11 protein-coding genes and 1 tRNA gene are annotated in these 15,457 nt (G+C 59.6%); 3 read left to right on the top strand and 9 right to left on the bottom strand.

All coding sequences use genetic code 11. The annotated features are described in order from the left end of the window. Positions 1–404: 404 nt before the first annotated feature. The 7 genes from glmM to DXB98_RS03245 all read right to left on the bottom strand — a co-directional run bounded on the left by glmM (position 405) and on the right by DXB98_RS03245 (position 10,013). Positions 405–1,736, bottom strand: a complete 1,332-nt coding sequence (gene glmM / locus DXB98_RS03275; RefSeq protein ID WP_117743136.1) for a phosphoglucosamine mutase — start codon at positions 1,734–1,736, stop codon at positions 405–407. 83 nt (positions 1,737–1,819) lie between these two features. Further along, on the bottom strand, positions 1,820–4,132 hold the full coding sequence (locus tag DXB98_RS03270) for a DUF4012 domain-containing protein (protein ID WP_117743135.1): 2,313 nt from the start codon (positions 4,130–4,132) through the stop codon (positions 1,820–1,822). A 149-nt stretch (positions 4,133–4,281) separates the two neighbouring features. Beyond that, on the bottom strand, positions 4,282–5,304 hold the full coding sequence (locus DXB98_RS03265) for a DMT family transporter (RefSeq protein WP_199407106.1): 1,023 nt from the start codon (positions 5,302–5,304) through the stop codon (positions 4,282–4,284). Between the two features lie 439 nt (positions 5,305–5,743). Further along, on the bottom strand, positions 5,744–6,016 hold the full coding sequence (locus DXB98_RS03260) for a hypothetical protein (RefSeq protein ID WP_199407105.1): 273 nt from the start codon (positions 6,014–6,016) through the stop codon (positions 5,744–5,746). A gap of 384 nt (positions 6,017–6,400) precedes the next feature. After that, a complete protein-coding gene (locus tag DXB98_RS03255) occupies positions 6,401–7,306 on the bottom strand; it encodes a TVP38/TMEM64 family protein (protein WP_233505074.1) in 906 nt (301 codons plus the stop codon). A gap of 188 nt (positions 7,307–7,494) precedes the next feature. After that, entirely contained in the window at positions 7,495–9,294 is a 1,800-nt protein-coding gene (locus DXB98_RS03250; protein ID WP_233505073.1) for a HAMP domain-containing sensor histidine kinase, read from the bottom strand. Continuing rightward, positions 9,279–10,013: a response regulator transcription factor gene (locus DXB98_RS03245; RefSeq protein ID WP_117743134.1), complete on the bottom strand. Its 735-nt coding sequence runs from the start codon at positions 10,011–10,013 to the stop codon at positions 9,279–9,281. Before DXB98_RS03245 ends, DXB98_RS03250 begins: the two co-directional genes overlap by 16 nt. Positions 10,014–10,272: 259 nt before the next feature. On the opposite strand from DXB98_RS03245, the gene DXB98_RS03240 reads away from it, so the two are divergent. Together DXB98_RS03240 and DXB98_RS03235 are read left to right on the top strand one after the other, a co-directional pair. Beyond that, a tRNA-Val gene (locus DXB98_RS03240) sits at positions 10,273–10,347 on the top strand. A 402-nt stretch (positions 10,348–10,749) separates the two neighbouring features. Then, positions 10,750–11,436: a DUF5710 domain-containing protein gene (locus DXB98_RS03235; RefSeq protein WP_117743133.1), complete on the top strand. Its 687-nt coding sequence runs from the start codon at positions 10,750–10,752 to the stop codon at positions 11,434–11,436. Between the two features lie 444 nt (positions 11,437–11,880). Here the strand turns inward: DXB98_RS03235 and DXB98_RS03225 are convergent, their stop codons facing one another. Then, entirely contained in the window at positions 11,881–12,963 is a 1,083-nt protein-coding gene (locus tag DXB98_RS03225; RefSeq protein ID WP_117743131.1) for an HNH endonuclease, read from the bottom strand. 338 nt (positions 12,964–13,301) lie between these two features. On the opposite strand from DXB98_RS03225, the gene DXB98_RS03220 reads away from it, so the two are divergent. Beyond that, complete coding sequence (locus tag DXB98_RS03220) at positions 13,302–13,670, top strand: hypothetical protein (RefSeq protein WP_117799310.1); 369 nt, start codon at positions 13,302–13,304, stop codon at positions 13,668–13,670. Positions 13,671–13,770: 100 nt separating this feature from the next. On the opposite strand, the gene DXB98_RS03215 is transcribed toward DXB98_RS03220, so the two are convergent. After that, positions 13,771–15,237: an ATP-binding protein gene (locus tag DXB98_RS03215; RefSeq protein ID WP_117743130.1), complete on the bottom strand. Its 1,467-nt coding sequence runs from the start codon at positions 15,235–15,237 to the stop codon at positions 13,771–13,773. Positions 15,238–15,457 lie beyond the last annotated feature (220 nt).

The following is a 15,457-nucleotide window of genomic DNA, read 5'->3' as shown; positions in this document are numbered from 1 at the left end:
TCGTTTGGGACACTCTTCGCCAGCCAACAACCCGGCACTTGGGGACGTTCCTAAACTGCCGGCAGATAAGGAACGTCCCCAAGTGCCGGCAGAAAGGGAACGTCCCTAAGTGCCGGGTGACTGCTCCGGAGAGGCTGTGGTCAAAAACGGCAAAAATGAGTACTGTTGTCAGGTTGATAGCATTTATTTCGGGCTAAAACAGGGTCGCGGATGAGATTTAATCTCATCCGCGACCCTGTTTATTGGACATATGAGGAGCAATGTCTGTCGATATAACGCTCAGGCAATGCCGAAACGGCCTTTTGAGGCAAAATTTGCTGTTACTTATTTAGTGACAGTACTCATTTTTGCTTTTTTTGGCCACGTCATTTTATAACCCCCTATCAGACAGCCCAAAAGGCGCCCTATAGAGCCTCGAGTGCGTTGGCGATGCGCTTCATGGCGGCATCGGCGGATGCCTGGTCGGGGGCTTCGGCCAAAATGCGAATCACCGACTCGGTTCCACTCTTGCGCACGAGCACGCGTCCCTCGCCCGCCAGCGATGCCTCGGCCTCGGCGATGGCGGCCTGCACACCCATATTGCCCAGCGCGGCGTCCTTGTCCGCCACGTGCACGGCCACCTGCGCCTGCGGCAGCAGCTTGCACGGAGCCGTGAGCTGCGAGAGGGTCTCGCGCTCGGCGCGAATCACTTCCATCACGCGCAGCGAGGTCATAATGCCGTCGCCCGTGCGCTCGATATCGCCAAAGATCGTATGGCCCGTCTGCTCGCCGCCCAAGCTGTAGCCGCCCTCGCGCATCTTGGCATACACGTGACGGTCGCCCACGCCGCTGGTCACGGCACTTAGGCCGGCAAGCTCCAGCGACTTGACCAGGCCAAAGTTGCTGGCAATCGTCGGCACCACGGTACCGCCCGAAAGGCGACCGTGCTTGTTCAGATACACGCCACACACGTACAGGATCTGGTCGCCGTCTACCACGCGACCGCGCTCGTCCACGGCCAAGCAGCGATCGGCATCGCCGTCATAGGCAAAGCCCACGTCTAGGCCCTGCTCCACCACATGACGCTGCAGGCGCTCTATATGCGTGGAGCCGCAGTCGACGTTGATGTTAAAGCCATCGGGCGCGGCATTGATCACGCGCACGTCGGCACCGAGCGCGTCAAACACCGGCTTGGCCACCGAGGAAGCCGAGCCGTTGGCGCAGTCGATACCGATCTTGACGCCCTGCAGCGAAAAGTTCGCGCTGGCGATGAGCGAAGCAATGTAGCGGTTGCGGCCCTGCATGTAGTCCACCGTGGCGCCGATGTGGTTGCCCGTGGCCAGCGGTACCTCGCTCTTACCATCGATGTAGTCCTCGATGAGCTCCAGTACGTCCTCGTCCATCTTAAAACCGTCGCTATTGACGAGCTTAATGCCGTTATCGCAAAACGGGTTGTGGCTCGCGCTGATCATGATGCCGCAATCGAAGCAGCCTTCCACGGTCTGATGCGCTACGCCCGGCGTGGGGATCACGTGCAGCATATAGGCGTCCGCACCGCTCGCGACCAGGCCGCTCACCAGCGCCGCCTCGAACATATAGCTCGAGCGACGGGTGTCCTTGCCCACGATCACGCGCGCCTTGCGCTCGCGGTTGGTGCCGTAATACCAGCCCACAAAACGGCCAATCTTATAAGCGTGCTCTACCGTCAGCCCAACGTTGGCCTCACCGCGAAAGCCGTCGGTGCCAAAGTACTTCATGCGCTCTCCTTACAAAATAGGGGCGGACAGATTGCCTGTCCGCCCCAAAATGGTACTCGATTATCTGCGCTACCAGAAAAACCCTACGCCGACGCGCTGTCGCGAGCCGCCTGGCATGTAGGAGTCTGACGCAGCGTAAGCGGCTTGTCCCCCGCCTCGGCCGACGTGGTCAGCGTATACGTGATCGTCGTCGTCTCGCCAGCATGCAGGTCAACGGTGCCCGAATAGAAGGGAATTCCATGCCACGTAGCGGCGCCAAGACCAAACTGGGCGCCCTCGACGGTCAGATCAGTAATGTTGCCGCCCGTCGGGGCAAACAGTGAGACATTCAGGCGCTCGTCGTCGCGCGCGGCATCGGGCGCGCTCGCCGCGACGTAATCGGGCAGCTTGCCTGCCTCCTCCTGCGTCATGATGTTCGTCAGGGTAACGGTGATGCGATACGAGCACGTGCCGTCGCCGTTCTTGACGCCCTGGCCAATCTGCGTGTCGGCGTTCAGATACCAGTCGAGCTTGGAGAAGCTCAGGTTGTTAAAGTAAACGCCGGCAACGGGATCGGCACTCGGATCATCCGGATCGGGCAGCGAAGCGTCAATGCCCGTCTCTTTGATGGCATTCTGCTCATCATCGTTTCTCATCCAAGCAATCAGACGGCCCTCTTCGGCACCGCGCTCGAATGCACCGACAAGCTTTGTAACGTCGACATCACCGATGCCACCGAGAATCTTGTCGAAGGCGGCGCTGGCAACAGCCGCAAAGATGCCATCCGATTCCTCGACCGGATAGTTCCAATACACATCGTGCATGAGAACCTTCGCCGCGTTGGTACCGTCGACGACCGTACCATCGGGCAGCGAGACATTACCGACAAGGCCCAGCAGGTACTGCAAGAACACAGGATCGATGCCGACGACGCCATCAACGTCCTGCCCATACTGGGACTTCCACAGCGCGGCGACACGTTGCGAGTTGCGGGGCCAATCAGGCGAATAGGTATTGCCCGAGTTGTACAGGTTACTGTGGTTGCCGAACAGCGCCTCATCCTCTTCGTCGACGCTCTCGACTGCCTCATCCTCGCTGAGTCCAATGCGGGGAACAAACTCGCCAATCGACATCTGGCCGTCGGTGACCGAAATCAAACCTTGCGAACCGCCAAAGCCGCCGCAGGCACGAATTTCGACGTTGTTCATAGCGTACACAAGGTAGTTGCGCGTCTGGCCGTTGGCGCCGAGCATCTGGGGAAGGACGGGGGCGACCTTCTCCGCCGCGTCAACCGCGCCGTTGAGGGTGGCAAAGCCGTCCTTGGCCTTATCGACCAACTCGGTCACCTGGGAAATATGAGTATCGCCAATGCCCTGGATCTTCTCGTTGACGCTCTTGAACACCTTCGAGCTATCGGAGAGCGAATCGGCGACCGCCTGCAGTGCGGACACGTTGATGGTCCCATCCTGGAACAGCTTGCCGGGCGTGGCCTGCGAAAGGTTATCAGCCATGGGAACCAGCGCGTTGCTCGAGACATCGGACAGGGCGTCGATCATGGTGCGGGCCGCATTGATATCGCTGCCATACACCGGGATAAATGAAGCCGCCGTCCACAGCGGGCTCGAGGTCTCCGCCTTCATGCTGTCGCAGAGCTCATCGATCTTCTTCGCGTCGTCAGGCAGCGTCGAAAAATCGCCCGACGTGACCTTGTCCTTAAGGCCACCGACGATCTCGACAGCCTCCTTCGCTTCGCTCTTTACGGTCTTTGCCGAGTTAAGCAGCATAAAGCCGCTTGCGCCAAGCGCAACGAGAAGCACCGCGACTACAGCGGCAATAATGGCGCCAGTGTGACGCTTTTTGCGCTCGCCCTTGCGATGGCGATGACGGACCAGACCGTCAGAGGTCGAACTCGACGAAGCGTCGCCACCGTAGTTCAAGCCAAAATCGTAATAATCTTCCTTGGAACCCGAGCCCGCAAACTCGACACCGCTATCATCCAGGCGGGCGAACGTGCCAGTCTCGGAGGCGCCGGTGTAAATCGTGCCAAGGTTACCCGTAAGCCCCACGCCACCGGAAGAGGGAGTATTGTTGGCGGCCCTGCCGGCATTAACGTTGCCGTCGGTATTCGCGGCGTTGACAGCACCTGCGTTGTTCGCAGGTGCCGAAGGAGCCCCGCTCGGCTGCGACGTGGAGGTTGCACCGCCCGCAAAGACATTCCCTCTTGCACGGCCGGTCTTTTTTGCCTTTTGAGACTGCTCGTACAGAGCGGTAAACATCGCCGTCTCGCCCGGGGACACGCGCTTACCAGAACCGCCCTGTCCAGCGCCGCCCGGCGTGCCGGCCTTACCAGCCCCGTTCGGACGCGGCGGAACTGCAGGACGGCCGCTATCGCTGCTCTTAAAGTGATTACCAGCCATAAAGAAATCCTCGCAATTGAGTCGCAATGAAAAAGTCCATAACGTTGCTAGTTTATGGCATTTTGGGCATCGACAGCTAAACTCCAGACACGGACATCAATTGGCGAAAATGTGGCACAACACCTTTTCTGTCTTTGCGGCGGCGCCAGCTACACCGTGAGGAACATCATCACGATGATCATGGCAAAGCCGATAAGGTCGGTCGGCAAAAACACCGTGCCCAGCATAACGGCGCTGGTGATGGTCGCCGAAACCGGCTCCACAGTTCCGATGAGGCTCGCACGTACCGAGCCGATGTCCTTAACGCCCTGCATATAGAGCATGTAAGCAAAAAACGAGCCGATAACCACGAACACCGCGAGCGCCTCGACGCCGGCAGCGTCGAGCGCCGGCATATGCGCCCAAGGCTGCACGAAGACACACGAGACCACGCCCGCCGTGAGCATTGCCGAGCCCGTGACGATGGGGCTGCCGTATTCGGGCAGGATCTTGGCGGGAATCACCGCCATGCATGTAGCGCTGACCGCACACATGAGACCCGCGATCAGGCCGAGCGGCGAGATATTCAGGCTGGTGGGGTTGCCACCGGTGGCGATTAAAAAGGTGCCACCCAGAGCCAGACCGATGCCGATGACTTCGCGAGTACGCGGCATGCGGCGATCGGTCACGCAGGTGTAGCCCATGATGATAACGAGCTGCAGGCACTGGAGCACCGTCGCGGTTCCGGCGTTCGTCAGACGCACGGCCGAAAGATAGCAAAACTGATTGAACAGCAGGCCAAAGGCGGTAAAGAGCAGCAGCTGCTTGCGATCGGCGGCTGTGGTCCAGAGCTTAATCAGGCGCTCGCGGTCGCGCGTAACAACCACGGCCATAAAGAGTAGACCGGCGAGAATCTGACGCACGCTCATAAGCCACAAGGTATCGACGTGGTAGGTATCGAACAGAAAGCTCGCGCTGGTGCCCGAGAAGCCCCAAAACGAACCGCCCACCAGCGTAGCCAAGACGCCCATGATCAACTTGCGCGTCGAAGCGCTGTTCAGGCGGTCGCGCCATGCACGGCGGGTGTTGCGGCTGAGCTCGTCGGTGCCCTCGGGCACATCAATGTTCGATATATCGGTCATCGGCACCGAAGCTCCTGCGCCTTCGACCTGCTCGACGCACTCTTTGCTCATTCCACTCCCCCGAAACAGCCTGGAAACAATTCGGCTTACCTTACCACGGCGAAGGCACCAGCCGGAGGCTTGTCCGCTTATCGGTAGGACAATTCCGCAGGCGTCTTTCCATAGCTCGGTACCGCAATGGCCTTGCATTATGCGACAGTCAAATCGCGGCAGCAGGCTCTTTTGAAATGGATATGACAAAGCCCCCGAATTCCACAATGCAAGGGTTGATTTCCGATCTCAGCCGAACACATTGAGCAAATAGGCCGTTCCCGCACCTAGCCGAACGCCCCCGCGGCCCCTCCCGGGGCCCGGGGGGCGCCGTTTTCCCAGTTGAAGGAACGGTGGAGATGTGTTTCGATGGGTCCGGTGGCCATGCTCCGCCCGCCGCCCGGCACCTCTTCCCAGACTCAGCCGGACGGTCGGTCCGTCTATTCCGTTTTCCCTTAGGCTAGGACAGCGGGGCATCGCCCCTTTCCGCGCGCGCCCGCGCGATGAGCCCCGGCGTCAGGTCGAGTTCCCCGATGGGCACGTCCCCCACGCCGTAGGCGTCCAGCAGCGCCGCCGCGTCCTCCCCGAGCATCGCCCTGAAGGCGCGCGCGGGCGTCGCGAAGCCGAGCGCGCCGCGGGGCTCGGAGTTCACGTGCGACATGGCCAGCGACAGGTCCGCCGGGGCCAGCCGGTCGAACCTGAGGCCGCGGCCCTTGGGGGCTGCTCGAAGCAAAAACGAACGATCCCACGGACCTCGCGCGCGCTGTCGAGCTCATCGAGATCGGCGGGGGCATCGACGCGTGTCGTGATCTCGCACTCAAGCTCGCGCAAGAGGCGCAAGACACCAGCCGTGCGCTCGCCGAGAACGGCGTCATTTCGCACAACGCCGCTGACCTGCTCTGCTCCATGGCCGATTTCTTCATCAATCGGAGCGTATAGCGGAGTCGCAAGCGCGTAAACCCTCGAAACCTCCCCCAGCAGTGCATTTTGCTCGCGTTTCCGCAAGATTTCGATTTCAGAATGCACATGTTGGGGAGGTTTTGGATTGCTGTGGCGACCGGCGGTCCGATGTAGCCGCAAAAGGCCCATCAGCCGCCGTACATCCTCGCCGGCCGCCTCAGCTCGCCTTGGCACGCAGGCGACGATACAGCAAGCCGCCCAACGCCACGCACAGCAGTGACACGGCAGCGACGACACCAACCACCAGCCAGTTTCCGCTGCCCGCAGCGGATGCCGCGGCCGTCGAAGTCACAATGGAGGGAATGCGCCCAAACGTTGCGATGAGCACCACGGGGGCGAAGCGCATCTTGGTGAGGCCGGCGAAATACGTCAAGAAGTCCTTCGGGGTTCCCGGGATCAAGAAAATCACCAGCATGACCAGCTCGAGTCGCTTCGCATTATTGAGCCACGAAAACCGGTCGAGAAGGCTGCGGTCGAAGAAGAGGCCAACCAGGCTCCAGCCCCATCGACGCGTCGCCCAATAAATCGCCGACGTCGCCAGCCCCGAGGCGACGAGACACAGCGCCGTCCCCTCCCAGAAGCCAAACGCGTAACCACTCGCCAGCTCCACAGGCTCGCCGGGCAAAAAGGCCAAGAAGATCTGGGTGACGTTGATTCCAAGCATGACGAGACGACTTATCACGCTATGGTCGGCGACGAACGACCGAACCGCCTGAGGGTCTGCAAGCCATGCCAAGATCCCCGGAAGGTATTCCCAGCATGCAGTCGCGAGGATCGCGACCGAGGCTGCAAGCGCCAAAAGCACGCGACGGCGCAGGATTCGACGGCGGGCATCGAGACCATCGTCCTCTGCGACGGCCTCGGCCGACATTGCCGCAGCGGTCGCGAATGAGGGGGCGTTTGCGGTCCGCGCGCCGGCAGAAGAGGCGTCGTCCAGCGCGTCATGAGCGCCCGCGACTCGATTGCGAAGCTCGCTCAAGGCGCTTACGTCAAGACGGCGAGCGGCGCCCCCGCAAGAAACCTGACCGGAATACCCTTCGGCTTCGGGCTGCATCCTCATCATCGCGTTACCTCCTTGTGTACCTGACAGGGACAGTTTCGCAACTTGGTGTCTATGTTTTGTCTACCAGCAATGACAATTCAGTAAGCCTTACGTTAAGGTAAGCCATTCTTAAGGTAAGAGCAGGTAACTGGTTCGCCGACGGTTCGATGAGCCCGGCGACGCCCGCCCGCGTAGCGCGCGAGCCCTCGTCACAATTCCCCTGTTTCGTCCCCATCGCCGCCCATGCTAAACGTCGCCGTCACACGTGCCCCGCCGGTCGAACCATTCCCTAACTCAAGCGCTCCCCCGTGTAAACCGCACAAAATGCTCGACACATTCAAGCCCAGCCCAAAATGCTCGGCAGATTTGTTCTCGCTAAAGAACGGATCGCACCCGCGCCGCAGGGCTTCGGGCGTAAAGCCCGGACCATCATCGGCAACGCTCAGGGCCAACCTGCCCTCTCGAACAGAAATCTCAACCTCGATGACGCCCTTCGCGTGGCCGCACGCATTGCTCAAGAGGTTGTCGAGAACCTCTTCGACCAGGGGTAGATCGATGTGGGTCATGTCGGGACGGGCGCCATCTTCACCCTCGTCGATTGCAACCCTCAACGCGAGCCCTTCCCCGCGCGCCGCAACAACCTCGTTCGCATGCGACTCGAGCTCATCCACAAGGGACCGCGGCGTCAGCGGCTTGCGGTCTACAGGTCGATCTTCGAGCTTGCTCAGCCCTCCCATCTCCGTTGCGTACCGCTCCAAACGCACCATCTGGGCCGACAGGGCATCCAACGAACCAATATCGAGCTCATCGCCGCGACGCAGGCGCATCTGCGCCATCTCGATCGTCCCCTTGAGCACCGTGATCGGCGTTCGGAGGTCGTGCGCAAACGCCGCATTGAGCTGACGCCGCCCTTCGGCGGTGCGCCACAGCTCGCGCTGGGCATCGAGCAGCGACGCCCTCATATTCTCCAGCGTCTCGGACAGGCGACCAAGTTCTTTGCCCCGCACGCGCTCGATCGAGAAATCCAAATCCTGACCGGCGATGCGCCCCGCGGCGCTCGCCAGCTCCCCCAAGGGCCCGGCGATGTGAACGCGGTAGAAGTGCTTGAACGTGAGCCAACCCAGGCCGCCGTACGCCAAAACGGGCACAAGCCCCGTCGCAAGCGTGAGGACCCAGGGCATCGGACCATCGGGAGGCGGTGAAGCCGCATAATAGGCAGTGTTCGAGACGAGCCCTTCGCCAAACGTCTCCTCAAGATCGGCTCCCGTCATGTTTTCAAACAGCTCCACGCTCTGCGCGCGGCCCGCGCGGCTCAACGCGTCATAGCGGGCGAGGTTCTCCGCCGGAATCGTGCTGTTCACCTCGAGGATCTCCTCCTGCGGATAACCCTCGTTGTAATTGAGCCCCCAGTCGTAGAGGTGCACCTGGCCGCTACGAACCATGTCGACGGTCGCGTACAGCGTGCTGATGGTGCGCCCGCCCTCCGGCACGTAATCGCTACCAGTCCCCCAATCGCCCGTCGCAATGAAGACCGCGTACGGCCCATCGCCTGGCAAGTTGAGCTCGGATGCGGGAAGCAGCTGCTGAGAGGTGGGGTCGTAGATGTATGGGCCCGAATCGATCACGCCGTGCTCGGTCAAACCGTTATCGAGCGTCACCTCAAGTTCGTAATATCCATTATTCCAAGCCGCGAGCACCTCGATGGCACTCAGCGCAAGCACCGTGGCCACAACAAGATAGGCGACCAGATACGCCGTGAAGATCACGCCCAACGGCCGCAGGCTCCACCAGGTACGCAGGCGCTCTTTTCGCGGCAGGCGTTTCAGCCGCTCGCGCTCAAGCTCGCGGGCCGCGCGTCGCTCGGCGCGGCGAGCTGCGCGGCGGTCGCGCCTGCGGACAGAACCGCCATTGTCCCGACAACCGTCCTCGCAAGCGACAACTCGGCCGTCTTCGTGAGGCGCATGGCGCCCGCGTGGGCCCTTACCAAAACCCGTCACTTTGCCACCCACTTGTAGCCCACGCCCCATACCGTTGCGATCGGATCGTCCGCGATCCCCGCCGACGTAAACTTGTTGCGAATGCGGCGAATGTGCTCGCGCACCTGCGACGGGTCACCCGCGGCGTCCCATCCCCACACACGCTCGTAAATCACATCGCGGTCAAACACCTGGCCAGGGCGCTTGCTCAACAGGGCGATGATGTCGAACTCGAGCTTGGTCAAGTCGACGGTCACCGCGTTCGAATCGCCCCCGGCGGACGAATCCCGATTACCGCCCGCACCGTGAACCTCAACGATGCGCTGAGCGTAATCGATGGTCATCTCGCCAAAAAAGCGGACGGCGCCGTCGCTTTGCCGATCGCGAGCCCTTCCCTCGCGCGCCATGTGCGCCGCCACGCGACGACCCAGAACCTCGAGAGAAAAAGGCTTGAGCACGTAGTCGTCGGCGCCCGCCGCAAAACCATCAAGCTGGTCCATATCCTCAACGCGCGCCGTTAGAAAGATGATCGGGCAGCTCACATGCTCCCGCACGCGGCGACAGACCTCGAAGCCGTCCATCCCCGGCATGTTTACATCGAGCAGCATGATATCGGGGGCGGGGCCAGAAGAAGCCGCCGCCAGGGCCGACGGCCCGTCATGGGCAACCGAAACCTCGTAGCCCTCCATGCGGAAAAACTCCGCGAGCATATTTGCGATATCAACCTCATCATCTACGACCAGCATGTTCATGGTCGGCCCCCATACTACTCAAACAACGGCACACGCCTCGTGCAATCGTGCGCAAGACGGCGAAGCCAGCACATACTTCCCTGAAACCTTGCCACAAACCTGTCTACGCTTTGTCGATAATTTGACCGCAAACGGTCACCTGCAGGCGGCGAGCGGCTTTTTCTCACCAGACCACAATGCAAGCGATTTTTAAAAATGTTCTTGCCACCGAGTTCAGGCTCCGTTATATTATCCCTTGCGCACTTGCGCACCCTTGATCGGGCGTTTAGCTCAGGGGGAGAGCGCTTCCCTGACACGGAAGAGGTCAGAAGTTCAAATCTTCTAACGCCCACCAAATGTTCACAGCTCAGAGGCTATGTCTCTGGGCTGTTTTGTTTTATGTCGCCAAATCCGCTGGCAGCTCCAACCATCATCGCAACGTAGCATCAATTCACCTGACGAATGGCTGCCAAATAAATTCAATACCCCAACATCAACAATAGCCAGGCACAAAACTGCGCCGCAAACTGCTCCAACCGCTCAAACAACCACCCTGCCCATGCACAAAACCGCGTCAGCAACCCAAGTGCCTATCCCGGCTGACTCCGCAGTCAATCAAAACCGCCCCAATAGCCACCGAGGCCGAGACCAACGCGTCTCGAACCCATCCGAACCGCAACTTCTCAGCAAAACGCCGCGATGTCTGCGCTCTGCGGTATCCTTGAGCCACTTGCACCTGCAGCACCAAGGAGCCGCCATGCGCACCGAGCTCGATGTTCCCTTTTCGCACAAAGAAGAAGCCAAGGCGCTGGGCGCCAAATGGGACCGAACCAAGAAGATCTGGTATGTACCTAGCGGCGTCAACCCCGAACCCTTTGCCGAGTGGCTGCCCGGTGTTGACCGATCCGACCTCTCGGCGCCGTATATATATCTAGTACTGGGCAAGCGCGAGTACTGGAAGTGTCACAAAGAGACCTCGGTCGCGGCCTTCGGCATTCCCTATCGAACCGATAACGACGAGAGCATCGCCATCGCGCACGCGCCCAACGAAGCCGGGCACATTGCCATCGACACGGCCAACGCCAACGCACTCGCCATCGTGCCCGCTCTTGGCTGCGCACCGGGCGAGATCCGCGACTACCTTCATAAGCGCTGCGGCTACAAGCCCGTGGGCGCGCGAGCCTCCAAAGCCCCGTCACTCGGCAACACGTGCACCAGTTGCGATGCGCTGCAAGGCAGCCGCTATCTGTTCGAGGAGCCCTCATCCCCGTTTGCCCTCACTGCCATCAACAAGCTGCCGGCACTGGAGTTTGTGCGCGTCGAAGTTGCCGGCGTCTTTGGCGTCCCGGCCGCGCGTACCGACTTTGACCAGGCGCTCTTTACCTGGGCACGCGACCATCACGCCGAGTTCCACAAGCAGCTCGGTGAGGGGATTTATTTGTAGAGGCAAAAGACACTCACAGCCAACTCCTCCGCATCACCTGTCCCTCGTCGCCGGCGTCGTACACGATATCGAGGCCACAAACAGGGCATTTCTCCGGATACACCGGCATATGAACGCCTGTACGTTTCCTCACTTCGTCGCTGAATCTGTCACGTGCATCGATGAACCGAATGTCGAGACACGGTATTTGCGAGCCGCAGCAAGGGCAGGTGACGACAAACGACCCGCAATCAACCTCTACGCTCGGAAACATATTGTTGTCTATAAGGGCACACGGCAGTTTTCCGTACTTCCCCATCGCAATATCGCCTCGCCAGCTCATACACGCTCCCCTCTCGCTATACAAATCAGGAAGAGCATGCACCAGCAGGTGGGCGCGATATTGCATCGCCACGCGATCCGATCAAACAACACGATCGTCAAAGAATGCCAAAGCCAAATACGCTAATACGGCAGAAGCCCCGCCTTTTCACGCTTCTTTTCCGAGCGATCGAACTCAATGCGATGGGCCTCAAGAAACACCGTATTGGGTCGCCACTGACGCTCATTCGGCTGCCTTAGCGTCGCACCCGCAAAGGAAACGTAGTCGGTCTTATCCAGCAGGTACGATCCGCACAGCCGATATTCGCCGCAAACAGGCTCAAACGAAATCAGGTGAGCATCAAATAGGGAATGAAGATCGCGCCGAAGCAGAATGCCGTTGCTGGCAACCTGCGATTTGGGTCCCGAGTAATTCTCGATATGTGCAGCTTCCAGAGCTTCGCTGACGCCACAGTCCGACACCGCGCAACGGCCATCATAGGCGGCAACGAGCTGCTTGCGGAACCATTGCTGCCCCAATCGCTCGCGCCTTAACGCATAGCGGACCTTTTCGTCGTCGGTCGTACCCTGTCCGGCAAACTCAATATCGACGGGCATGTGCTTCAGATAACTCATGTCGGACGCAAAACGAGGGTCCGGTCCGCCTTTATGAACAGGACCGTGCAGAACAAACCATCCGTTTTCGGGCTCGAACCGTTCAACAAACGCAAGGCCGAGCACCTTGTAGCCCACCTCGGTTGCAAATATGACTCCGACTGGAACGCCACATTCCATGCAGTTGAGCATTTTACGGTTGTAATTCTGGTCTCGAAAACCAACGGTACCCGGCGCTTGAACCGAGTACTTAATGACCCACGTACCATCGTCCAAATAGAGCGGAGGCACATCGGTATAGAAGCTCTTTTTAGAGTTATGGACCGAAAGCGCAAAGATCTTATTGGGATCTTGCTTCACCCGATCCTGGCCCGGCCAGAAGATCCCTGAATCCCGCGTTACGGGAAAGAAGTCCGAGCCAATTCTCAAACGATACTGATACTGAGGGCTATCTTCCTTGGTGTGGTGCGGAAGGCTGGTCCAAACGCCGCCGCGCTGTTCCTCACCCAGAAACCACTCCCATGCCTCAACGTATTCGGAAGGCACGAGACTGCAGGCGCGGTCATAGCTTGGTCCATCCATCAACGGAACAGCAAGGTCAATGTCGTTCATCGCCAGCACCTACAACCATACGAACGCGAATCATGCCCCTCAATAATATGGCCGAGAGTCAATTATTACGAGGTCTCATTCCGCGATCGGCACGTCGTTGATGCTCTCGGTTTGCCGCTGGCGCGCTTGTACCCCGCTGTCCCACTTCCCTGTATACTGATGTAGCACGTGTTTCATCCGGGCTTGTTGGACCGGGTCGTTCATGGGAGGGCCTTATAGCTGCTTCGAATCCGCCTAAGGGGAGCGTTTCTTCTTCGTCCATCAAGCCGGTTACACGCAAGGCCGTGCGCTGCCAGCGCGAGGTCGCCTGGCTTGTCACGCAGGCAGCAGGCAGACTCGTGGCGAGCACGGAGGACGTCAATGCTCCCACACCGAGCTTTGTGCTGGCAGCGGCGCTGGATCGAGTACGCCAGCTGGAACTCGTCGCACAAGAAGACGGCAGCCATCTTGGCTACCAGGACGCTATGGCGCCCGACCTGTTGACCTTTTGTCGCATGACCAAATTGCCCGCCGCACCCAATGCGCTTTCGGACGCAGGCTACATGTTTACGCTTTCGGGCGCGGACCTTATCCGCGACATCTATGCATACTGCAGCGAGCTCGCCGAGCGCAGCGTCTTTGGCACGGCTGAAGTCAAACCGGGATATGTCATCAAGCTGGTTCTTAGGCTGTTCTTGATGGACGGGTTCGGGGCCATGCCGGCGTAAGCCGAGTCTTTAGCATCACCGTCGACTGGGCAACAACCGCTTTACCTTAATGGACGCCAATCGAGAGTCGATTATTGGGTCGCCTCGTCCACTAACGCATCTATCCCACGCGCTCCGACAGTCGATACTTGCGGTTGCGGCTCGTCGCCGGCGCCGTGGGCTCAAGCTCGCCTTGAGCAATGAGCGCGTTGACGCGCGACCTAACCTGGGAAATTGTGAGCCCTGTGTGCTCTGCCAGCTCGCGCGTCCCCAGCTCGCCGTAGTGTTTGAGTGCCGTCACAATTAAGCCCCCGCCATGATCGACCGGCTCGATCTTTGAACGGTAAAGTACGACCTTGAACCGATCGAATCCCGGGCAGAACAGGGGCTCGGCCAGACCATGCGCGCGCATGGCATCGATCATCATCGGGATGCCCGAGCCATTGCCCTCAGCCGGCGAACCTGCGCCATCCGGCAGCGGGACAATCGACATGAGCTTCACAAGCGTCGCGTTACGGCATCGGGAGCTGCCGTCAAACAAGTTCTCGCGAGTCTTTCCCCCGTAAAGGCCGCCAGGATTCGTCACCTCGACACGATCATCAAAGACGTCGACGGCAATCGATTGTCCACAGAACCGATCCCCGTATTCTCGATGGATTACGGCGTTGGCGATTGCCTCGCGCAGAACCTCCTCGGGAATCTCAAGCGAGTCGACACGCGAGACGCCTTGGACGGTCGAGGTTCGCCGCAAATTCTTGGCGACGGCTGCGACGGCATCCGAGATCATCTCGCCCAACGTTCCCTCACAGATTGTGCGGTCCATGAACCTCAGCGACCCCGCCATGCCCTTCTGAGTTCCCGCATGGACAGCCACGTCAATGAAGAGCTTGGGATAGAACTGCTGAGGGTAGGTGCCCACAACTAGGAGTCCAGCCTTGGTGACATTGCCCTGGGAATCAAGGATATTTAGGCGCTCCAGCTTCGTTTGTTTGTCCGGCGCGCCGCGCATTGCCCGGGGCGTCAACGAGAAAGCCCGATCTATCGTACGGTCGACCAGCGTCTCGTCGAGATCGTCCGCGCCCGCACCCGCCACCGCGTCGCGATCGCTCGGAGTCGCTCGACCGTATGACGCCAATGCGAGCACCTCGGTCGATGAAAGCGGCACATCTTTGTCATCGATGCGCTTGTAGCTGCCGCCCTGGGCGCCCCGCTCTATGACATAGCAGGGCTTGCTCGACGGATCGAGCTCCTCAATCGTAATGACGAGAACGATTACGCCCTGAAGCTCCACTCGCTCGATCGTGTATTTGGGCGGATTGGCCAGCTTTCCTCGACCGCCCGCATCACCCATGCCTGACACAAATTGGTTGAGCACTTTCTCGGTCTCGAAGTTCTCAACCGGGACAAAACCTGCGCGCTCACTCACTCCGAGCACGATGATTCCGCCGGCAGTGTTCGCGAATGCGCTCACCGTTTCCCACACGTCGCGGGAAAGCGTCGTGGCGCTCTCCTTCACTTCGACGTTAAGATCATCCGAGCCCATACGCCTTAAAGACTCAAGCAGACCGGTCAGCTCGTTTTCGTTCATCTGCACGTCCTTTCGCTCGGTCCTGCGGAGAATGCCGCGGATAGATTTCCCTCGTCTCTCAGTTATCTCTCGTAATTATCTCTCATTTATCTCTCTATCTCTCGGCTTAGAGATAAGAGATAGATAGAGATGAAATGTCTACCATTTGCTTCATTTATACATATTTTTGCTGGTAGAACAATCGGTATTGAGACAATACCATGATTGCCTGTCTCTTTGC

The organism is Collinsella sp. OM07-12, assembly GCF_003438275.1.
GTDB lineage: Bacteria > Actinomycetota > Coriobacteriia > Coriobacteriales > Coriobacteriaceae > Collinsella.
This window is presented reverse-complemented; position numbering and strand designations above follow the sequence as displayed.